16 protein-coding genes are annotated in these 21,852 nt (G+C 69.9%); 11 read left to right on the top strand and 5 right to left on the bottom strand.

Annotated elements, in window-relative coordinates; all coding sequences use genetic code 11:
• Nucleotides 1-144: 144 nt before the first annotated feature.
• Together YWC_RS0127050 and YWC_RS0127045 are read left to right on the top strand one after the other, a co-directional pair.
• Nucleotides 145-2,352 carry a TonB-dependent receptor plug domain-containing protein gene (locus tag YWC_RS0127050; RefSeq protein WP_051306798.1) on the top strand — a complete coding sequence of 736 codons (2,208 nt, stop codon included), beginning with the start codon at nt 145-147 and terminating at the stop codon, nt 2,350-2,352.
• 169 nt (nt 2,353-2,521) lie between these two features.
• The gene (locus YWC_RS0127045) at nt 2,522-4,684 is read left to right on the top strand and encodes a TonB-dependent receptor plug domain-containing protein (RefSeq protein WP_036216457.1); all 2,163 of its coding nucleotides are present in this window, start codon (nt 2,522-2,524) and stop codon (nt 4,682-4,684) included.
• 4 nt (nt 4,685-4,688) lie between these two features.
• On the opposite strand, the gene YWC_RS31215 is transcribed toward YWC_RS0127045, so the two are convergent.
• Entirely contained in the window at nt 4,689-5,975 is a 1,287-nt protein-coding gene (locus YWC_RS31215) for a TCR/Tet family MFS transporter (protein ID WP_051306797.1), read from the bottom strand.
• Between the two features lie 200 nt (nt 5,976-6,175).
• Here YWC_RS31215 and YWC_RS0127035 point away from each other — a divergent pair, with 200 nt between their 5' ends.
• Nucleotides 6,176-6,850 carry a PEP-CTERM sorting domain-containing protein gene (locus tag YWC_RS0127035; RefSeq protein WP_051306796.1) on the top strand — a complete coding sequence of 225 codons (675 nt, stop codon included), beginning with the start codon at nt 6,176-6,178 and terminating at the stop codon, nt 6,848-6,850.
• A gap of 4 nt (nt 6,851-6,854) precedes the next feature.
• Here YWC_RS0127035 and YWC_RS0127030 read toward each other — a convergent pair whose 3' ends face one another.
• The 4 genes from YWC_RS0127030 to YWC_RS0127015 form a co-directional block, all read right to left on the bottom strand.
• Nucleotides 6,855-7,526 (bottom strand): HD domain-containing protein, encoded by a 672-nt coding sequence (locus YWC_RS0127030; protein ID WP_027868125.1) that lies wholly within the window; start codon nt 7,524-7,526, stop codon nt 6,855-6,857.
• On the bottom strand, nt 7,495-8,205 hold the full coding sequence (locus tag YWC_RS31210; protein ID WP_051306795.1) for a ribonuclease HI family protein: 711 nt from the start codon (nt 8,203-8,205) through the stop codon (nt 7,495-7,497). The genes YWC_RS0127030 and YWC_RS31210 overlap by 32 nt, the downstream gene beginning before the upstream one ends.
• 60 nt (nt 8,206-8,265) lie before the next feature.
• Nucleotides 8,266-8,877, bottom strand: a complete 612-nt coding sequence (locus YWC_RS0127020) for a chromosomal replication initiator protein DnaA (protein WP_027868124.1) — start codon at nt 8,875-8,877, stop codon at nt 8,266-8,268.
• A 187-nt stretch (nt 8,878-9,064) separates the two neighbouring features.
• Nucleotides 9,065-9,280, bottom strand: a complete 216-nt coding sequence (locus YWC_RS0127015) for a hypothetical protein (RefSeq protein WP_027868123.1) — start codon at nt 9,278-9,280, stop codon at nt 9,065-9,067.
• 242 nt (nt 9,281-9,522) lie between these two features.
• On the opposite strand from YWC_RS0127015, the gene YWC_RS0127010 reads away from it, so the two are divergent.
• From YWC_RS0127010 to YWC_RS0126975, 8 genes are all read left to right on the top strand, one after another.
• On the top strand, nt 9,523-12,552 hold the full coding sequence (locus tag YWC_RS0127010; protein WP_229413216.1) for a penicillin-binding transpeptidase domain-containing protein: 3,030 nt from the start codon (nt 9,523-9,525) through the stop codon (nt 12,550-12,552).
• 90 nt (nt 12,553-12,642) lie between these two features.
• On the top strand, nt 12,643-13,929 hold the full coding sequence (locus tag YWC_RS0127005) for a hypothetical protein (protein ID WP_027868121.1): 1,287 nt from the start codon (nt 12,643-12,645) through the stop codon (nt 13,927-13,929).
• Between the two features lie 5 nt (nt 13,930-13,934).
• The gene (locus YWC_RS0127000) at nt 13,935-14,474 is read left to right on the top strand and encodes a hypothetical protein (protein ID WP_307177257.1); all 540 of its coding nucleotides are present in this window, start codon (nt 13,935-13,937) and stop codon (nt 14,472-14,474) included.
• A 1-nt stretch (nt 14,475) separates the two neighbouring features.
• Nucleotides 14,476-15,510 (top strand): hypothetical protein, encoded by a 1,035-nt coding sequence (locus YWC_RS0126995; RefSeq protein ID WP_036216454.1) that lies wholly within the window; start codon nt 14,476-14,478, stop codon nt 15,508-15,510.
• Entirely contained in the window at nt 15,507-16,499 is a 993-nt protein-coding gene (locus YWC_RS0126990; protein ID WP_027868118.1) for a hypothetical protein, read from the top strand. The genes YWC_RS0126995 and YWC_RS0126990 overlap by 4 nt, the downstream gene beginning before the upstream one ends.
• 67 nt (nt 16,500-16,566) lie before the next feature.
• Nucleotides 16,567-18,495 (top strand): coiled-coil domain-containing protein, encoded by a 1,929-nt coding sequence (locus tag YWC_RS0126985; RefSeq protein ID WP_027868117.1) that lies wholly within the window; start codon nt 16,567-16,569, stop codon nt 18,493-18,495.
• 19 nt (nt 18,496-18,514) lie between these two features.
• On the top strand, nt 18,515-20,716 hold the full coding sequence (locus YWC_RS0126980; protein WP_027868116.1) for a bifunctional serine/threonine-protein kinase/formylglycine-generating enzyme family protein: 2,202 nt from the start codon (nt 18,515-18,517) through the stop codon (nt 20,714-20,716).
• Nucleotides 20,717-20,791: 75 nt separating this feature from the next.
• Nucleotides 20,792-21,694, top strand: coding sequence for a pirin family protein (locus tag YWC_RS0126975; RefSeq protein WP_027868115.1), 903 nt, complete (start codon nt 20,792-20,794; stop codon nt 21,692-21,694).
• Nucleotides 21,695-21,852 lie beyond the last annotated feature (158 nt).

Below are 21,852 nucleotides of genomic sequence, written 5' to 3'. Positions count from 1 at the left end.
TTTATCGCCTGCCAACAGTGTACTCCAGTGCTCGTATGGACGGCGTATGCGAGAAAAATAGTTGCAGCATGCATATTCGATTCTTGGAGACAGGCTGAGTTGCTTCTGGGACAATTGCAGTTCCTATCACTTTCGAAGTATTCAATGTCCCCCGTATCCCGTCCCTTCCGTTTGACCGTGCTCGCCGCCGCGATCAGCCTGTGCCTCCCGGCCCTCGGCGTCTCCGCGCAAGATGCCAAGACCCCGGCGCCAGCCGCTGCGACCAAGGCGGAGCCGGCCAAGAAGATCACCCAGGTCGAGGTGAAGGGCACGGCCGACAGCTATGACCCGCGCCGCGACGACACCGCCACCAAGGTCGTGGTCAGCAGCGAAGAGATCACCAAGTACGGCGACACCAATGTGCTGGACGTGCTCAAGCGCGTGCCCGGCATTACCGTCAATTCTTCCAACGGCCGCGGCGGCGAGATCCGCATGCGCGGCCTGGGTGCGGGCTATACCCAGATCCTGGTCAACGGCGAACGCGCGCCGGCCGGCTTCTCGATGGACTCGCTGGCGCCGGACTCGATCGAGCGCATCGAGGTGCTGCGCGCCGCCAGCGCCGAGTTCTCGACCCAGTCGGTGGCCGGCACCATCAACATCATCCTGAAACGCTCGGTGAAGAACCGCCTGCGTGAACTGAAACTGGCGGCCCAGGGATCGAGCAATGGCTACGGGCCGAATGCCAACCTGCAGATGTCGGACCGCGAGGGCGGCTTCTCGTACTCGATCTCGGCCAACGCGATGAAGGACCGCTTCGAGTTCGAGTCCACCGGCGAGGAACGCGGCGTGGCGCCCAACGGCGAAGTCACCATGCTGCGCACCATGGTGCTGCCGCAGAAGGGCGAGATGAGCGTCATTAACCTGAGCCCGCGCCTGAACTGGACGCTCGGCCAGGACAATACCCTGACCTCGCAAACCTTCATCAACCAGCACCGCTTCAAGAACCGCTTCAGCCAGCCGACCACGACCCTCATCGGCCCGCCGCCGCCGTTCCCGACCCTGGCCAATGCCTTCGAGGCGAAGAACGGGTTCCTGCGCTCGGACCTCTCCTGGGCGCGCAAGTTCGAGTCCGGCGCCAAGCTCGACCTGAAGGTGGGGGCTCAGGCCATGGAGAACGACAGCATCTCGCACCGTACGGCCGCCACCAGCGCCGGCGTGCCGCTGCTGGACACCACCAGCCTGCTCGAAGGCCGTGATCGCGGCTTCAACTCTACCGGCAAGTACAGCCGCAGCATCGAGAAGGGCCACACCTTCGCCTTCGGCTGGGACGGCGGCGTCGACACCCGCGACGACGAGCGCAACGACATCAACCGCGTGCGCGTGAGCGGCAACGTGCCGGCCTACGAAGTCTCGGAAGCGCGCGTCAAGCGCCTGGCCATGTTCGCGCAGGACGAATGGAACATCACCCCGGCCTGGTCGATGTACCTGGGCGCGCGCTGGGAAGGCATCCGCACCCGCGTCACGGGCAATACCTTCGAGCGCGGCGAATCGAGCTCCAACGTGTGGAGCCCGATCATGCAGACGCTGTACAAGATTCCGGGCAAGAAGGGCGACCAGGTGCGCCTGGCCCTGACCCGCACCTATAAAGCGCCGGGCGTGGGCAGCCTGACCCCGCGCCGCCAGGTCAGCGAGAACAACAGCTCGACCGAACCGGATTACCGCGGCAACCCGAACCTGAAGCCGGAGCTGGCCTTCGGCATCGACGCGGCCTGGGAGCACTACTGGGCCGAAGGCGCGCTGCTGTCGGTGAGCGTGTCGCAGCGCCGCATCAGCGATTTCACCCGCAACCTGACCTATTTCGACGGCGAGCGCTGGATCCAGACCCCGAGTAACCAGGACAGCGCTACGACGCGCTCGCTGGAAATCGAGACCAAGTTCCCGCTCAAAGCGGTCATGAAGGACGCGCCGGCGGTCGACCTGCGCGCCAGCGTCAACCGCAACTGGTCGCGGGTGGAATCGGTGCCGGGCCCGAACAACCGCCTCGACCAGCAGACCCCGCTGACGGTCAACCTGGGCGCCGACTACAAGGTGGGCGCCCTGACCACCGGCGGCAGCTTTGCCTACCGCCGCGGCGGTCCGGTGCGGGTGTCGACCAACCAGCGCGCCTACGTGATCCCGCGCCGCGAGCTCGACATGTACGCGTTGTGGAAGTTCGACGCCCAGCGCCAGCTGCGCTTCGCGGTCAGCAACATGACGGGCCAGGACTTCATCAACGAGAATACCTACGAGGACGCACGCTTCGGTTCGCAGACCCGCAGGTTCGTGTTCCCGCAGGGCGTGCGCTACCGCTTGACCTATGAACTGAAGTTCTGACGAGCACTTGTTCTGTTCCAAACCCGGTCCCTGCGCCGGGTTTTTCTTTTCCATGGAAATTTGAAGTGCTATGTAATAGCAATCAAATGTTCTGTGTGTCGTTTACATGTTGCCACCCTATGGAATATAGTTCTTCACATTAATTGAACAACTATTTCTGGAGACTGGAATGACATTGCTGCGCCCCCGTTACCTGGTAGTCCTCGTCGCCGGGCTCTGTGCCCAGGCAGCCGCCCAAGAAAGCACTGCAGACGGCGCCATCCAGCAGGTTGAAGTGAAAGGAACCGGCTACGACGCCCGCCGCGACGACACCGCCGCCCGCATCGTCGTCAAGCGCGAGGAGGTGGTCCGCTACGGCGACACCAATGTCGCCGAGGTCCTCAAGCGCATTCCCGGCGTGACCGTGACCACCGGCGCCGGACGCAGCACGCAGATCAGGATGCGCGGGCTGGGCGGGGGCTATACCCAGATCCTGGTGAACGGCGAGCGCACGCCGAGCGGCTTCGCGCTCGACACCCTGTCGCCCGACATGATCGAGCGCATCGAGGTGCTGCGCGTGGCGACCGCCGAGTTTTCAAGCGAGTCGGTGGCCGGCACCATCAACATCGTGCTGCGCAAGCAGACCAACGGGCGCCAGCGCGAGGCCAAGCTGGGCTACCTGCTGTCGAACGACTTCCGCGGCCCGACCTTCAGCACCCAGCTGGGCGACCGGGGCGAGAAATCGTCCTGGTCGGTCTCGACCAGCGGCAACCACGACAGCCTGGATCGGGAGTGGGGCGGCTTCGAGGAAAACACGCGGCCTGACGGCAGGGTCGACATGTACCGTACGGTGCACGCGCCGGAACGAGGACACATGAACCGCCTGAACCTGAGTCCGCGCCTGAACTGGACCCTCGACAACGGTGACACGCTGGCGTGGGAAACCATTGCCACCAGCTCGAGCTTTCGCAACTGGGCCCATCCGGTCGTCACCACGCTGATCGGTCGGCCGCCGCAGACGCCGGACCTGCAGACCTTCGGCGAGATGGACGACCGGATGCTGAAGTCGGACCTGAGCTGGACCCGTAGCCTGGAATCCGGCCTGAAGCTCGACGCAAAGCTGGGCGCCGAATGGTCGTCGCGCAAGATGTTCTTCCGTCGCAGCGGCCTGGACGCCCGTGGCCTGCCCGAAACCGAGGGGAGCACGCTGTCCGACACCCATGCCCGCGGCCTGAACACCACCGGCAAGGCCAGCCGCACGATGGACGGCGGCCATCTGCTGGCGCTGGGCTGGGACCTGCGCGTCAACGAAAGCACCGATATCCGCGCCGAGCGCGACACGGTCCGGGTGTTCGCACCAGGGCAGCTGCTGGACGAGGACTTCCGCGCCCAGGTCAGCCGCGCCGCCTTCTACGTGCAGGACGAATGGACCATCGATCCGCGCTGGTCGGTCTACCTGGGCGCCCGCTGGGAAGGCGTGCGCACACGCGTGTCGGGCAATGCCGTCGAATCGACGCGCGTTCGTTCGAGCGTTCTGAGCCCGATCCTGCAAACCCTGTACAAGTTCCCGGCCAAGGAGGGCAAGGAGGCGGATCAGGTCCGTTTCGCGCTCAGCCGCACCTACAAGGCGCCCGACCTGGACAGCATCGTGCCGCGCCGCTCGGCATGGGAAAACAACAGCGCTACCGAGGCTGATTTCCAGGGCAACCCGAACCTGAAGCCGGAGCTGGCCTGGGGCCTGGATGCCGCCTGGGAGCACTACTGGGCCGAGGGCGCCATGCTGTCGGTGAGCGGCGCGCTGCGCCGCATCGACGACTACACCAGCAACCACATCTACTTCGACGGCCTGCGCTGGATCTTCACGCCCGTGAACGACGACCGCGCCACCCTGCGCAGCCTCGAGATCGAGACCAAGTTCCCGCTCAAGTTGCTGTACGCGGGCGCGCCTGCGATCGACCTGCGCGCCAGCGTCAGCCGCAACTGGTCGCGGGTCGACTCGGTGCCGGGGCCGCACAACCGGATGGAGCAGCAGACGCCGCTCACGGCCAACCTCGGCGTCGACTACAAGTCGGGCGCGCTGGCGCTCGGGGCCAGCGTGGCGCACCGGCGCGGCGGCTACGTGCAGGTTGCGGCGAACCGCGGCTTCTACCGGATCGGCCGCACCGACCTCGACACGTATGCGGCCTGGACCTTCAACCCGAAAACCGTGCTGCGCATTGCGCTGTCGAACCTGCTGGAAGAAGGCAACTCCTTCGAGCCGAGCTACGACGATCCGGTCGGCGGCCTGGAGAAGCGCCGCTGGAATTATCCGAACGGGATCAAGCTGCGCACCACGCTGGAACTGAAGTTCTGACCGATCAGGCCCGCATCTCTTCCTTGCCCTGGCGCTCGCCATGGCTGTCGTGCACGCGGTGGATGCGGAAGTAGCGCCAGGCCACCAGGATCGCCACCGTCTGCATGCCCGCGCACAGCAGGAAATGGCTGCCGATGCGCCAGTCGCCCGGCGGCAGGTGGCTGACGGTGGCCAGGATGGCGGTGCCGATGATCGGCGTGATGATCACCCCCAGGCTGCTGATCGACTGCAGCGAGCCCATGAGCTCACCCTGCTGGTTGGCGGGGGTGGCCTTGGAGACGATCGCCTGCAGCGCCGGCGTGGCGGCGAAGCCCAGCACGTTGCACAGGATGAGCGCATACATCATCCAGCCCTGGGTCGCCAGGCCATAGCCGAGCAGGGTCACGGCGCCCGAGGTGATCCCCATCAGCGACAGGCGCACCTCGCCGAAGCGCCGGATCAGGATCGCCAGCAGCCAGGCCTGGACCACGGCCGACACCAGGCCGACGCAGAACATGGCGATGCCGTTGTCGCGCGGGGTCCAGTCGAAGCGGAAGGTGGTGTACAGCACCCAGGTCGACTGCAGCATCATCTGGCCGAAGGTGACCAGGGTGATGGCGACGATCAGCCCGCGGATGTCGGTGCGCCGCCCCAGGCGCAGCAGGGCGGCCAGGGGATTCAGGCGCGCCCAGGAGAAGGGCGGGCGCTGGCCGGCGGGGAGCGACTCCGGCACCATGAAGTAGCCGTAGACGAGGTTGGCCGCGCCCAGCAGCGCCGCCACGTAGAAGGGCAGGCGCAGGTCGTTGTTGCCGAGCAGGCCGCCGAGCATGGGGCCGCAGATGAAGCCCAGGCCGAAGGCGGCGCCGATCTTGCCGAAGCTCTTCGCGCGGTTTTCCTTGGTCGAGATGTCCGAGGCGTAGGCTGCGGCCACCGACATGCTGGCCGAGGACATGCCGCCGATCATGCGCCCAACGAACAGCCAGAGCAGGCTCGGCGACCAGGCCGTGACCAGGAAGTTGACGCACATGCCCGCCATCGAATACAGCAGCACCGGGCGGCGCCCGATCCGGTCGCTCAGGGCGCCAAGTGCCGGCATGAACAGGAACTGCAGCACCCCGAAGGTCGCGGCCAGCACCCCGAACCACAGAGCCTGGTCGTCGCGCGCCGGAACAAACTGCCCGACCAGCAGCGGCATCACCGGGACGATCAGCCCGATGCCGAGCATGTCGATGAAGATGCAGACCAGGACGAAATTCAGCTTGCCCTTGCTGGATGTCTCAGGGTCGGATTGCGGCGCGGTCGAGCTGCTCATGAATGCCTCGGACGGGTGACGTGCCCTTATCTTAACATCGGGCAAGCCGCCTTCCGACGCGGCGACAGCGCGGTGTCGAAAAATTGACAGTCGAGCGCCAAACAGCCTCAACTTTCGGTAGATAGCCCCTCGGCAATATATTGGCACACATTTTGCATCCCCGTTCGCGCCACTTTCGGCAGCCAAAAAATAGGGAAAACATGAGCTACCTGAAAAAGATTGCCTGCGCCTGCGGCGTTGCGGCCTTGTTCGCCACGGGAAGCGTCGCTGCTGCGCCGATCGTCCTGGATTTCGAGGGTATCGGCGATTTCGCCGCTGTCAACGGCTTTTACAACGGCGGCACCGATTCGAGTGGCGCCAGCGGCATCAACTATGGAATCCAGTTTTCGCTCGACAGTATCGGCCTGGTCGACTCCGATACTGGCGGAAGTGGAACGATCAGCGGAATGCCATCCGGCACCACCGTCCTCGCATTCTTTTCTGGCGGCGGTGCCGTCATGAACGTGAGCGCCGGGTTCGATACCCGTCTGGCTTTTCACTACGCAGCGGGCGAAGCCGGATTCGTCAACGTGTATGACGGTCTGAACGGGACCGGCAACCTACTGGCCATGTTCAACCTTCCGGTGAATGTCGACCCGTGTCAGGACGGGAACAACCTGTTCTGCGTATTCAGTCCGGTCGAAATACTGTTCGCCGGCACCGCACGTTCGGTGATATTCGGCGGTCTCGATGGCTGGATCGGGTTCGACGACGTCGCTATCGGCGCCCTCGACGCAGGACCGGCGCCAGTGCCGGAACCCGCCTCGCTGGCCTTGGGCGCACTCGGTCTGGCTGGACTGGCCGCCAGCCGCCGCAAGGCGGGGAAGCCGCGCTGAGAAATCAGGAGAGGGCGCCGCTCTCGGCGGCGAACTCCTCGCGGAAGGCCATCAGCCGCGCCAGCCTTTCCTCGGCCAGGGCGCGTCCCGCCTCGGTCTGCATCATGCCCGGCAGCCTGGCCAGCTTGACCATGATGTGGTCGAGCGCGTAGCTGCGGTCGTCGAATTCGCGCGCGTTGCCGAGCGGGTCGCTGGGGTGGGCCAGGCTTGTCCCCATGCGGCCGGCGATGTAGAACATGCGCGCCAGGCCGACCGCGCCGAGGCCGTCCAGGCGGTCGGCATCCTGCACGATCTTCGCTTCCAGCGACTCGGCCGGGATGTTGGCCGAAAAACTGTGCGCTGCGATGGCGTGCGCCACCGCGTCGAGACGCTCGGGCGGAAAGTTCATCCACGCCAGCTGGTGGCGCGCCAGCTGGGCCGAGCGGGTCGAGGCCTGGGCGCGGTCCGGGTCGTTCTTGGGCAGGTTGACCAGGTCGTGCAGGTAGCAGGCGGCCATCACGACCAGGGCGTCGGCTTGCGGGTGCCCAGCTAGCAGGGCCTGGGCATTGCGCCAGACCCGTTCGAGATGGGCGCTGTCGTGGGCGCCGTCGCCGCCGCTGGCGCCTGCCGCCATCGCCGCCAGGCGCGGGCGCCAGGTGGCAAGGTCAGTCTTGGGTTCGTCGTTCGTCGGGCGCATGCGTTTCTTCGGTCGGGTGGGGAGGCACGGCGCGCTGCGACAGCGCGTCCGCTTGCTGGTTCTTGTGGCGCGGGATCCAGCGCAGCGTGCTGCCCGGCAGGCGCTCCAGCAGGGTGCGCACCCGCGCGCGGTAGGCGCGCAGCGCCGGGGCGCTGGCGCTGTCGGGCGCATGGACGTCGTCGATCACGACCTGGCTGTCGCCCTCGATGGCGAGCGCCGGCACGCCATGCTCGACGGCCGCTTCGAGGACGGCGGCCAGGGCCAGGTATTCGGCTTCGCTGCTGTTGCCATGGCCGGCCTCGCGCGACAGTTCGATGCGCACGCCGCCGGGCCCTTCGAGCACGGCGCCGATCCCGCAGCGTCCCGGGTTGGGCCGGGCCGACCCGTCGAACCAGGCGCGCCATGCGGGCGCGTCAGCATTCGCCCCGCCACGCCGGGACAGGGCCGCCGCGGCCAGGGCGCGCCGCGCCGTGGCGCCATGCTCGCTGCGCAGGCGCTCGGCGGCGCGCGCGGCCAGCAACTGGTCCAGCCCGGCCGCGCCGGCGCGCAGGCTCAGGGTGGCGCGCAGCGCCTCGGCGTCCGGCATTCCGGTGCGGGCGGCGAGCTTGCGGCTGGTGGCGAGTTCTTCCTTGAAGGCGGCGGCGAGCAGGGCGGCGTGGTCTGGAGGCGGGTAAGACATGGCGCAAGCATAGCAAAAAGGCAGCCGAAGCTGCCTGTTTCCGTTGCTGGACCGGTCGAATCAGCGGCGGTAGGGATTTTCCGGCCGCCCGTCGTAGCGGTTGGGCACGCCGTCCCCGTCGCGATCGCGGTCACGGCGGTTGCGGATGCCGTCGTTGTCGAGGTCGCGGTCGCGGTAGTTCGGCACGCCGTCGCGGTCGGTGTCGCGGCGGCCGCCACGCTCGTAGCGGTCGGGGATGCCGTCGCGGTCGCGGTCGCGGTGGTAGCCGTCCCTGCGGCCGTCGCGATAGTAGCCATCGCGGCCGTCGCGGTAGCCGCCGCCGGCATACACCGGGGCATAGCCGCGGCGCTCGTAACGGTCGGGGACGCCGTTGCGGTCGCGGTCCCAGCGCGCCGGTTCCATGTACCAGCCGCCCTGGCGCTGCTGCCAGCGCGGCGCGTAGTACACGTAACCCGGGCGGGCGACGACATAGCGGCCCGGCACCCAGGCATGGCGGTGGCCGCGCCACTCCCAGTAGCCCGGCGCCCAGACGTGGCCATGGCGCGGGCCGGGGGCGCGTTCATAGATGGGCGCGGGCGGGGCCGAGCCAATGTAAATTTGGAAATCGGTCTGCGCCATCGACGGCACCGGCGCAAGGGCGATCAGGGCAGCAAGGGTGAGGGTGCGTTTCATGTCGGGTCTCCAGGTCCAGGAACGGATGACCCACTATATCGCCGGGACTTGGCGGTAGGGAGCGCTGAAGCAGAAATTTACAACTGACACAGATTCGGAGCCGGGCTCCGCAGTAGCCTGATACAAATCGCGCCGCAATGGGCCGCCCGCTGTCGCGCCGCGGCGACAACGGGCAGGCCTGCGGCACTCATCCGCGTGCCCCTGCAGCCTGCTTTTCTTCGCTCGACAGGCGCTTGGCGCTGACCGTCACGACCGCCATCTTGGCGCCGCTGGCGACCATGGCTGCGTCGGCGCTGTAGTTGCGGGCCTGGGCTTCGGGGATGGTGTCCAGCAGGTAGCTGCCCGAGACGGCGAGGCTCATCGCGACGACGAAGACGGCTTCCATATGCTTCATGATGTTCATGGTGTTTCTCCTTGCGGGTGGGTTGTCGATGTGTGCACTGTAGGCCAAGCGATTCCAGGCCGCGAGGCGCTTGCGACGGGACGCGGAAAACGGGGAACAAGCTGTCGAAAAATGCGCGTGAACGTGCGCGCGGATCCTCGCGCCGATGGGTTTCATCGCCCCTCGGCTAGGGGTTCGCGAGGCGGCCACGACCAGGCCGCGCCTATCGCGACATACCGATGCCAGCCACGTTCAGCTCACTGATGGATTCCTTCGCCGCCGGCCACACGGCGCGGCGGCGCGCGCGCAACCTGCGCTTGGGCAGCAAGCCGGCGGCGCGGGCCCGGCTGCCGTTCACCCCGTGGCTGCTGCCGGCTTGCGGGGTGCTCGTGCTCGGCGCCGTGCTGCTGGCGCAGGCGGCGCGCTCGCTGGGCTCGTCCGGCGCGCACGCGGCGGCGGGCGAGTCGGCGGCGCTATCCGCATTCCAGCCGCTGCTGGGCGGCGTTACCGTGCGCGTGCCGCGCGCGCCCGGCATCGAGATCGTCCAGCACGGCGCCAACGCGCTGGTGGTGGCGTCAAGCATGCGCCTGGGAGCGCCGGTGCGGATCGACCTGTGCACGCGGCCGGTGCGGATCGGCTATCCCTTCGGCGAGGCGGCCGAACTGGCGCCGGCGCGCAACCTGCTGCTGGCGGCAACAGGCTCAGCCATGCCGCGCGTGGACCTGCGCGGCGACGCCGGCGGCGCCATGCGGCTGGCCTGGAATGCGGGCGGCGCCCGCGCCGCCTGGGTCGGCGACGCCGGCAATGGAGGGGTCGTGCGCGGCGCGCGCGGCCAGGCACTGTTGGGCACGGCGGGCTGGCTGGTGTGGCCCGGCGGCGCGCTCAGGCTGACCCGGCGCGCCAGCAGCACCTGTGCGCGGGCCGGTGAACTACTGGTGCAGCGCGCCGGCGTCGACCGGACCGCGGGTGGCGCTCTGGTACAGGCTTTCGGTCCCGGCGTGGCGCTGCCGGCGCTGCAGCTCGCCGCGGGCGACTACCGGGTGCCGGCGCGCGCGCCGCGTGCGCTGGAAGACGCCTTGCTGTTCGAACAACTGCAGGCACGTGGGCTGATCCGCCTGGGTCCCGGCGGCCTGGCCGAGGCCGCGCCGCGCGACCTGGCCACCTGGACGGCGGCAAGTCCAGAGGCGCGCGCGCCGCTGCCGGGCTGGGAAGCTGTGCGCCTCGACGAGGAAGGGCGCAAGCTGCTGGTGCGCCTGTACTACCGCGCCGATGGCGCCTTCGTGCGCGAGCAGCTGCGGGTGTTCAACAGCGAACGCCGGCTGCTGGCCTGGCGCGTGCGCCCGCACAGCCGGCAGTTGTGGCAGGCGAGCGTGGGCGGGGTGCCGGTCGCGCAGGACGCCGGGCTGCCGGTCGCCGCCATGCGCCTGTTCGCGCGCCTGCCAGAAGGCTGGGCGCCGTGGGCGCGGGTGGGCGCCTGGGACGGCGGCGGCGGGGCCGCGACCGCCCGCCTGAGCCTCGACCAGGCCGAACCAAGTGAGCTGCTGCTGGCCGGGCGCCTGCGCCGGGTGGAGGGAGCGACCGCCTCGGTGAGCGGCGTGTGCGACGGGCGCGCCTGCCGCGAGCGCGACGCAGTGCAGCGCGTGCTCCTGGCGCCCGTGCCGGGCGCACGGCGCATCGTACTCGAGATCGAACCGCTCGACCTGGCCCGGCTCTCCGGCAACGCCGACGCCGCCTACCGCCATGTGCGCGCTGAAGGGGGCCGCCTGGCCTGGCAGGCGCTGCCGGCGTCGAACGCCGCGGCGCGCCCGGCCCTGGCCGAGGTCCGGCTCAGCGGGCGCAACGGAGAGAGCTTGTGGACCGACGGCAGGGCCAGCGCCGCGGCGCAGGCGGCCGGGCTGGCCCCGCTGCTGGGCGTGCACCGCGAGCACGCGTCGAGCGTCGCCGGCATGCTGGCCCGGCTGCCGGGCAGCAGCCATGCGGCGCGCCTGAGCCTGGACCTGCGCCTGCAGGAAGCGGCACAGGCGGTGCTGGACTGCGTCGGCCTGCGCGCCGGGCAATGGGATGGCCGGCGCTGCCTGGGTGCGGGGGCAATCCCGGAAGGGCGCCAGGCCGGCCTGGTGCTGCTCGATGCCGGCAACGGCGACGTGCTGGCGGCGGCCGGCGGCGGCGTGGGCGCGGCCGACCCGGCGCGCTGGCCGGAAATCCGCGACTTCGACCGTGCCGATCCCGCGCGCAGCCCCTTGCGTCTGCCGGCCTTCCAGCACGACGGCGGAGCCAGGCGGGCGCCCGGCTCGACCTTCAAGGTGGTCACTGCCCTCGGCCTGGAGGCGGCGGCGCGCGGCGACGCCCGCCTGGAGCGCCTGCTGGCCGGCTTGCCGCTGACCGCGATCGACGCCATGGCGGGCGAAGCAGGCTACGGCTTTCGCACCGGCGCGCCCGCCTATCCGCAAGGAGGGGGCGCGCGCATCACCAACTTCCGCGAACAGCTGGCAGGCGCCCGCGCCGTCGAGGGCCGTTTCGGGCTGGCGCAGGCGCTGGCGCACAGCGTGAATACCTGGTTCGCCTGGACCACCGAGCTGGGCGACCGCAGCCTCGGCGGCGGGCCGAACGGCGGCGTGCCGGGCGTGCGCGAGATCGACCCCGGCGCCCTGGATGCGTTACGGCCGGTTGCCGGCATGGCGCGCCGGCTCGGTTTCGGTACCCCGCTGCGCCTCGACGGCGGCCTGCTGCCGCAAGACTTCCGCTGGTCCGGCTGGGACGCGCTGCAGGCCAGCCCGTCCCAACTGGACCCGATCCAGACCCGCCACGAGGTGCGCCAGATGGCGATCGGCCTGCGCATGCAGGCGACCCCGCTGCAGATGGCGCTGGTCGCCGCCGCGGTCGGGCAGGGCAGGCTGGTCGCGCCGCGCCTGCTGCTCGAACTCGACGGACGCGCGGCGCTCGCGCAGCCCGGACCCGAGCTGGGCGTGCGCCTCGACCGGGTGCGGGCCGGCATGAAGGGCGTGGTGCAGGGCGGCACTGCGGCCGGCGCCTTCCGCGGCAAGGAGTTCGACGCCTTGCGCGCCGGCCTGTTCGGCAAGACCGGCACTGCGCCCACCGGCGAGGACGGCATGGCGACGGTCTGGTTCATGGGCTGGCTGGAACCGGGCAGCCTGCCGGGCCAGACCCGCCGGCTCGCCTTCGCCGCCTTCGTCAGCGAGTCCAGCCTCACGGGTGGCGCGCATGCCGCGCCGCTCCTTGCGGGCTTGTTGCGTTTCATGCAAGGGCAATCCCTCGAACAGAAGGGGAATTGACCGCCATCTGCGCGCCCGGATTTTGTGTTTGTATGGCATCATCTGTTGACAATCCGCTCTTGTGCGGATGGCGACGAGGATGAGGAAGGTATGCGTTTGCCGGGAACCCGGTACCAGGAGCACGGTTGGGAGCAGGTCCGCAAGTTGCTGGGGCAATGCTCGCTGCAGGCGCTCGCCCGCATCGATCCGGTCCGCCTGCTCGAACCCGCGTGCGAAGAACTCCTGGCGGAGTATGTCGACACGGCGGCGCAGGCCCTCTACGGGAGCCGCCGCGGCGAGCAGCCCGGCAACAGCTACGGCGACAGCGTCCTCGAACTGGCCCTGAGCCTGGTCTATGAACTGCAGGCCCGGCCAGGCGACTGGGCCGCCTTGTGCGCGGCGGTGGCGGGCGAGCATGCGCGCATGGGCGCCTTCTGGGCCGCGCCGGGCGGCGACGCGCTGCTGCGCAAGAAATTCAACGACCTGTACGCGGTCCTGCGCGACAAGGTCGACAGCGACAACTACCAGGCGGCCTGCGGGCGGCCCTGCAGCCCGAACCGGATGTACGCCTACCGCATGCTCGACACCGCCTACGGCGACGTGGCGCGCCTGTTCGCGTCCTGGCGCGAGCACCGCGACCAAGTGGGCGCCATCCTCGGGCGCACGATCGAACTCCAGCCGATCGAGGCGCGCCAGCTGCGCAGCATCCTCGATTGCCGCCCCGAATGGATCCTGCGCTGGAGCGAGAGCCTGGAGCGTTTCACCGGCGCCGCCGGGCCGCTGCACACCCGTTCCAAGCGCTTCGCCAGCCTGAAGGACCAGCCGGACAAGATCGGCGCCATGCTGCGCGAGATCGGCGAGTACGAAGCCCTGTCCTCGAACCAGGACCGCGACTGGCTGCGGGACGGCAGCGACGCCAGCGCCTGGCTGGACGACTACTGGCGCGTGCTGGGCGAATCGGAGGCCGCCGTTACGCCGGGCCCGGACCTGGTGCTGGAGGCGCGCCAGGACGAGCTGGACCTGGCCGCCACCGAGGCCGGCGACGACGATCCGCCCGCGGGCGCGCCGCTCCTGGTGCTGGACGAGGCGCTGGCCGGGCGCGTTTCACTGTCCCCCCGCTACCTGCAGGTAGCGGCGGCGGCCCAGGAGCGCGGCAGCTGGGCGGCGCGCATGATGGAGGGCGACTCGCTGCCGGTGCGGCTGGCGGTCTATCTGAAGCTGCTCGGACCCTTCGACGACAGTTATCCGCTGGCGTGGCTCGATCCGGCCACCGGCGAACTGCCGACCATGCAGCAGCTTGCGCTGCTCGACGGGGTGTCGCTGCCGACCCTGCGCAAGCGGCGCGACGCCGCCATCGCCCGGCTCGGTGCGGCGGCCGGCAACAAGGAGGAAATGTAATGGGAATGACGATACTTGACCGCAAGCTGCAGGCGCAGCTGATCGCAGGCCGCCGGGTCGAAGGCGACCGCCTGGTGCTGGACGACGCGGTGCTGCTGGCCGCGCTCGACGGCAGCCGCCCGCTGACGGCGGGCGAACGCAGCGCGCTGCAGGCCTCGCCGCTCACGACACGCCGCCTGCGCACCCTGGCCGACGCCCACCCGGAACAATGCGCGTCGCGCCAATGGCGCGGCAGCGCCGGCATGCTGCGCGCCGCCGACGGCGGCGCGGCGCTCGACACCCTGGTCACCGACGATGGCGCCTGGCGCCTGCATTTCGTGGGGAAGCGGGTGATCCTGCAGCTCGACCCGCAAGCGCCGCTGGCCGCCACCCTGCTGCGCGCCGGCGGGCTGCTGCGCGTGCTCGATGGCGCAGGCGCCACGGTGCTCGAAGGAAGACTCGACAGCGACGGCGAGTGCGAAGGCTCCTGGCCGTTCGCGCAAGCGCCGGCGCAGCATCTGCAGCAGCACGGCGCACGGTTTACCGTGGAGCCGGCGGGAGCCTAGGATGCTGAACCTGTTCACACGGCCGTTCCGCCAGCCTGCCCCCAAGCTCGACGGCCTGGGCGCGGGCTTCATCGCGCTGCCGCTGGCCAAGGGCTGCACGGTGCCGGCCGGGAGCTTCGCCGTGCTGGCGAACAAGGACGGCCATACCCGGCGCCTGAGCGAAGGCGCGCGGGTCGCGATCCTGGACGGCGAAACCGCCTGGTGCGTGCACCCGGGCCCCTACGGCTGCGAGCTGACGCCCTTCGCCGCCGCGCCCGAGATCGGCTTGCGGGTGCGCTTTGCGATCGATGCGCCGGACCCGCGCGAAGCCCAGCAACGCTTTGACCTGTTCCTGGCCAGCGAAGCAGCGCAGCAGGTGGCGCTGGACGGCTTCGTGATGCTGCTCCAGTCCGCGCTGCAGCGCGAACTGGAGCAGGGCAACCTCAATCTGCCGCCCTGCACCAGCTTCGAAGAGTGGAATGCTTTTCGTACCGGCTTCAACCAGCTGCTGTACACGCGCTTCGGCGTGATGGTGGACGACTGCGTGCCGGTCGATCTCGGTGCGTCGCGCGACCTGGCGGCGCTGCTCATGGCCAGGCTGGCGTCGCAGCCCGCGCCGGCGGTCGCACCAGCGCTTCAACAGACGGCGTTCGATCCGGGGCTCGAGGATGCGAAGGCCTTGCGCCGCCTGTTCCTGGAATTGCCCGGCGTGATGTGCGGCCTGCGGCTGGCGCTGCTGCCGGCCGATTGCGCCGTGTTCCGCCGCCACCAGGAGCTGCTGCGCCGGCTCGACCTGGTCAGCCTGTCGGTCGGGACCATGCCGGCGCTCGAACTGGCGGCGCCGGGCCAGCCCCTTGCGCTGGACCAGCAGCGGCGCCGCGCCCGCCACAGCAAGCGCGCCGCCGCCGCGCTCGACGAGGCCTGGGCGCTGCTGGCGCGCATGAAGCTGGGCGACGCGGCGCTGGTGGCGGCGCTGCTGGACGAGGCCGACCGCATCGTCGCCAATCTCGAATGCGACTGCGCGGCGCGCCGCGACATCGCGGGAGAATCGGCATGAACGCACCCGTCACCGTGCGCAGCATCGCGCCAGATGGCGCGTACTTGACCGTGACGGCCAGCGTGCGCCCGCGCGGCAGCCGCGCCGACGTCAAGTGCAGCGTGCCGGATGCGCCGGCGCTGGCCCGGCGCATGCAGGAAGTGGTGCGCCTGGCGCGCCACACCGAGTCGCGTGTCGACAGCCGCGACCAGGTGGTGCTCAGCCTCGACCGCGCGCCAGCCGAGGGCAGCCGCGACTGGGAACTGGCCTGCGTGCTGGCCGACCGCATGGTGCGCGGCCTGTGGCAGTCGCCGCGCCCGGTGGTGGCCAACGGCTGGTCCGACGCCTGGCAGCTGGGCCGCATCGACGGCCACGCCCTGGGCCAGGCGCCGCTCGGCGTGCTGGCCGGGGGCGAGGGCGGCCTGCCGCACCTCGGCGCCCTGACCGGGCATCCCGATCCGGCCGCCGGCGTGTCGAGCGCGCGCGCCTGGTTCCCGCTGTATAGCGGCGGCGCCGGCGACAGCCTGTGCTGGGTCGAAGTCAGCGTGCGTCCCGCGCCGCACGAGGGCGAGGAGGAGGCAAGTATCACGGCCCCGGGCGTCGACGCCGCGTTGCAGGCGCGGGTAGGGGCGGTGCTGGCCGCTTCCCGCCACTTCGATGGCCGCGGCCTGGGGCAGTGGCGCACCACGGTGCGCTTCGGCGAAGAGCGCTTCCAGGGCGCTTCCTTCGAGCTGGCCCTGGTCATGGCCGACCGCATGGCGCGCGGGCGTGAATTCCTGGCGCGTGGCCGGGTTCTGGCCACCGGCCAGTCGTCAAGCTGGCATGCGGGGCGGGTCGAGACGGTCGAGGGCGTGCTGCCAAAGTGCGCGCTGCTGGGACGCGAAGCGGCGCCGGGCGACCGCATCCTGGTGCCGCGGGCCTGGGAAGCGCAGCTGCCGCCGGGCTGGCGTGCGGCGCTGCAGGAGCGCGGGGCCAGCCTGGCCTGCGTCGACAGGATCGGGATCATTTGAATCGCGCCCGGCTGCGCTAGAATCGCCGGGTGAGCTTGTGCAGGAAGAAACGGAAACGGAGTCGGATATGTTCCAGATGTTCGGAGTGAAAGGCGCCAGTTGCCCGCGCTGCGAGCGCAAGCAGGGCGGCGACGCGCGCTATTGCGCCGGCTGTGGCCTGATCCTGGGCGCGCCGCGCAATAGCCCGGTGCTGCGCGAGAACCGCTGGGTCGCCGGCCCGGACGAACTGGCCGTGTTCTTCGGCGTGCGCGAACTCTCGGGCGTGTTCGTGAAGACCCTGCGCGTGCCGGCCACGGCGCGCGCCTACATCCTGCAGGGCGACAAGGCCACCGAGGTGCCCCAGGGCGAGTACGAGATCGAGGGTTTCTTCACCCGCCTGAACCACCTGCTGCGCGACCAGCACGCCGAAATCCTGGTTACCCGCACCGGCGCGCTGCCGGTCGAGTTCCGCTTCGACGATGTCGCCACCTCCGAGCACCTGGCCGTCAGCGCGCGCCTCACCGTGAGCCTGCGGATCGAGAACGTGCCGGCCTTCGCGCGCCACTTCATGACGCTGCCGGGCACCATCGGCGCCGATCAGCTGCGCGAGCTCCTGACGGCGCCGGTGCGCCAGTTGGCCGAGGAATTCGTCGGCGCGCGCTCGATCCGCGAGATGGCCGGCAACCGGGAGCTGCGCGAGCAGTTCGACGAGCGCCTGCAGGGCGGCCTCAAGCTGCTGCTGCTTGAATACGGGTTGGCGGCGGTGAAGGTCGACACGGTCGAGCTGCGCCACGACAAGTACGACGCCCACCGCGCCCGGGTCGGCAGCCTGTGGCTGGCGGCCGACGAACGCCACGTGCAGATCGAGCATGCCAAGCACCTCGACGAGCTGTACGACGCCGAGGAATGGCAGCGCCTGCGCCGCGCCGAGCAGGCCGCCCGGGTGCGCCAGCGCGAGCGCGAACTGCGCCAGGACGACGCCATCGCGCGCGCCGAGCTGTCGCTGCAGGGCGCCGACCGCGCCCACGCCGTCCGTGCGCGCCAGATCGAACTGTATGCCCGCATCCTGGATGCCGGCTCGCGCAAGCAGGCGCTGGAACGGGGCGCGGGCGAGGTGCTGCTCGACCTCGAACACGAGCTGGCAAAGAAGGGGGCGCGCCGCTTTGATGAGGCCCAGGAGTGGCAGCACCTGCGCGCCCTGGCCCAGGTACGCATGCGCAGCGAACTCGAGGTGGCCCAGCAGGACGCCCGGCAGACCCTGGTAATCGCGCGCCAACGCTTCTCCCAACAACTGCTGCAACAGCAGATCCGCTACAAGCTTGATCAGGCCGCGCTCATCGAAGACGCCGCTCGCCGGCAGGCGGAACTCGTGCGCCTGCGCGCCAGCGAAGAGGACGCGGCGCGCCGTGCCCGCGAGATCGACGAGCAGGAACACCTTGCGCGTCACCAGAGCCTGGTGCTGGCGAATGCCGCGCATCGGCGCGAGGCCGAGCGCCTGCAGGAATGGGAAGACGAGCAGGCCCGCCAGCGCATCGAATCCACCCGCACCGGACAGCAGCAGGACAAGCTGGCGCGCACCATCGAGCTCGATGCGCGCCAGGCGCGCGCGCTGCAGGACGTGCAGCTGGATGCCGAAGAGCGCCGCCACGCGCTGGAGCTGCGCCGCCTCGAGGCCTTCGCCGCGATGGACGACACGGCCAAGCTGGCCCTGGCCGCGGCGCCCAACGCGGCGCTGCTGAACGACTTCATGAAGACCCGCGTCCACGCGAACATGGATGCGGAGCAGCTGGGCGCATTGGCCGGGCTGGCCGAGGCGGGCAAGCTGTCGACCGAGGAAGCGCTGCAGCTGGTGCGCGACGAGCAGGCCCGGCGCGAGCTGGAGGTCGACCGCGACCGCCGCCACCAGGTCGCCCTGCTGGCGACCGTGACGGGAGCAAGCCGCCAGTGCGCCCACGGCCACCCTGCGCGCGAGGGCGAGCGCTTCTGCGCCGCATGTGGCGCGGCGATCCCGCATTGATGGCAGCGTGACCGAAGCAATGCAGACTGCCATCGACAAGATCCGCGAGTTGCGTGCCCTGCACGAGGATGGCCTGTTGAGCCGTACCGAATTCGACCTGCGCAAGAACGCGATCCTCGACGCGGCCTATCTGCCCGCCCAGGCATCGGCAGAGGAAGCGGTTGCGCAAGCGGCGCGTCCCGGCACCGAGATCGGCCTGATGGCCGGCCAGGAAGTCGGCCCGCAGAACCGGCGCTACCGGCTCGAGCGTCTGATCGCGCACGGCGGCATGGGGCAGGTGTGGCAGGCGACCGACCTGGCCACCCATGCGGAGCTGGGCCACAGCGCCCAGGTGGCACTGAAGATCCTGCCGCCGCTGCTGACCCAATCGACCCTGCAGTCCAAACTGCTGATCCAGGAAGCTACCCGCGCGCGCCGCCTGGCGCACGAGCACATCGTGCGTGTCTACGAATGGGCGCAGGACCCGGCTACCGCCAGCTTCTTCCTGATCATGGAATGCCTGGAAGGCGAGGACCTCGACAGCCTGCTGGCGCGCGAGGGCAAGCTGCCGTTCGAGCGCGTGCTGGCCCTGCTCGAACCGGTGGCCGCCGCCCTCGACTACGCCTGGGACAAGCATGGCCTGGTGCACCGCGACATCAAGCCCGGCAACGTGTTCCTGACCAAGCGCGGCGAGGTCAAGCTGCTCGACTTCGGCATCGCGGCGCGCGCGCGCGGCAGTGGCGCGGCGCCGCTGGATGCTCCGGCCACCTCCGGCACCCCGGGTTACCGCGCTCCCGAAGCGGGCAGCCAGGGCCAGCCGGCCCCGAGCCTCGACGTCTACGCGGTGTCGATGATGATCTACCGGATGCTCGATGGGGCGCTGCCGCTGGACCCCGGCGTGGCGCCACAGGCCCTGCAGCGGCACCAGTGGGACGCCCTGCGCGCCGGCTTCGCGCAGGATCCGGCGGCGCGCCCGCCGACCGTGCGCGCATTGCTCGAGAACCTGCGCAATGCGGCGGGGCCATCGGCGGAGGAAATCGCAGCAAAGGAGGCGGCCGAGCGCGCCGAGCAGGAGCGGCGCGAACGCGAGCTGGCGGCGCGCCAGCAGGCTGAGGAACAGGCCAGGGCCGCGGCCCGCGCCCTGGTCGAGCGCCAGCGCCGCGAGCAGCAGCGGCGCGAGCGCGCCGAGCAGGAAGAGGCCCGCGCTGCGCGCAAGGAAGCGCTGCGCCAGCAACTGCTCGCCAAGCGGGAGGAAGAAGCCGCCAAGGCGCGCCTGGCGCAGGAAGAAGCCCAGCGCAAGGCGGCCCAGGCCAAGGCCGCCGCGGCCTACCTGGCGGAGCAGAAGCGCGCACGCAAACTGCAGGCGGCGCGCACGGCCAGCGAATTGCAGCAGCTGATGCCGACCCCCGCCAGCCCGGTGGCCGACGGCGACGGCGTACTGTGCGACCCTTTCCTGGAGGGCGCCGGCAGCGGGCCCTCGCTGGTCCTGGTCCCGACCGGCCGCTTCCAGATGGGTTCCCACGAACACGAGCGCAAGATCGCGATGGCGGCCGGTGCGCAGCAGCGCTGGCTGGAGCGCGAAACGCCGCAGCGCTGGGTCGGCATCGAACGGCCCTTCGCGCTGGGGCGCTATCCCGTCACGGTGGGCGAATGGCGCGTGTTCGTGCAGGCGACCGGCTGGGAGCCCCAGGGCGACGTGGACTGGCTGGCGCCGGGCTTTCCCCAGACCGATGCGCACCCGGTGGTCGGCGTCACCTGGCACGACGCCCAGCGTTACCTAGGGTGGCTGTCGCAAGCCACCGGCCAGCGCTACCGCCTGCCGAGCGAAGCGGAGTGGGAGTACGCCTGCCGCGCCGGCACCCGCACTGCCTTCAGCTTCGGCGACACCATCGGTCCCGACCAGGCCAACTACGACGGCAGCTTCACCTACAACGGCGGCGCGCGCGGTGCCTGCCGCCACGGCACCACCCCATGCGGCATGTTCCCCGCCAATCCCTGGGGCCTGTACGACATGCACGGCAACGTGTGGGAATGGGTGCAGGACGTCGTGCACGACAACTACATCGGTGCGCCGCTCGACGGCAGCGCATGGGAAACCGGTGGCGACGGGGCGCGCCGCATCCTGCGCGGCGGCTCCTGGCTGTACGCGCCGCGCTACCTGCGTTCGGCGCTGCGCAACGGTTTCTCCAGCGTGCTGTCGAACGACATCGTGGGTTTTCGCGTGCTGCGCGAGCTGGTCTAGACCCATCCTCCGGCCTGCCTGCAGGGGAGGGCGGATGGTGTACAGTAGGCGTATCGTTCACATCGGAGGAGTGTCATGGCCATTGCCCACCTGTTCAAATCGCATGACAAGGACCTCGGCGGCGGCTTCACGGTCCGGCGCATCCTGCCGGCGGCCGCGCGCCAGTCGATTGGGCCCTTCCTGTTCTTCGACCACATGGGGCCGGTGGAAGCGCAGCCCGGCGCGCGCCACGACGTGCGCCCACACCCGCACATCGGGCTCGCCACCGTGACTTACCTGTTCGAGGGCGCCATCATGCACCGCGACAGCCTGGGCACCGAGCAGCGCATCGAACCCGGCGCGATCAACTGGATGACGGCCGGCAGCGGCATCGTCCACTCCGAGCGCACTCCGGAGGATTTGCTGGACCGGGTGCGCCGCACCCACGGCCTGCAGCTGTGGGCGGCGCTGCCGCGCGAGCACGAGGAAGCACCGGCCGCCTTCTCGCACACCCCGGCGAACCAGATCCCCGAAGTCGAGTTCGAAGGCGCCACGGTGCGGGTGCTGGTGGGCACGGCTTTTGGGCGCACGTCGCCGGTGCCGACCTTCAGTACCACGCTGTACCTGGACGTGCAGCTGGCGCCGGGCGCGTCCATCGACCTCGGGGGCCTGCCGGAGGAGAGCGCCGTGTACGCCCCGATGGGCGCCATCGAGGTCGACGGCGAAGCGATCCCGGCCAACACCATGGCGATGGTGGAGCCGGGCATGCCGGTGCGGGTCTCGTCCAGCGCCGGCGCGCGCTTCGTGCTGATCGGCGGCGAGCCGCTGGACGGACGCCGCTACATCTTCTGGAATTTCGTGTCGTCCAGCCGCGAGCGCATCGAACAGGCGGCGCGCGACTGGGAAGCGAATGCCTTCGTGCCGGTGCCGGGGGACGAGGAGCGGATTCCGCTGCCGGCCTGGCCGGCGGCGTGGCGGCACGACGGGCCGCGCGATTGAACGCGCCTGACAACTGCCTTTATTTATCCTGAGAACAAGAGCACCGTAGACTGAGGTGTTTCGAGGTCCGCTATCGGCCCAGAGGCGGACCTTAAATAGTACTCAATGCAGTTCAGCGAAGTGCTAAAAAAATGTATGAACACTTAGCGCAATTACCA

The organism is Massilia alkalitolerans DSM 17462 (genome assembly GCF_000427785.1).
Lineage (GTDB): Bacteria > Pseudomonadota > Gammaproteobacteria > Burkholderiales > Burkholderiaceae_D > Telluria > Telluria alkalitolerans.
The sequence above is the reverse complement of the archived record's forward strand: the minus strand, read 5'-3'. Positions and strand labels throughout refer to the sequence as shown.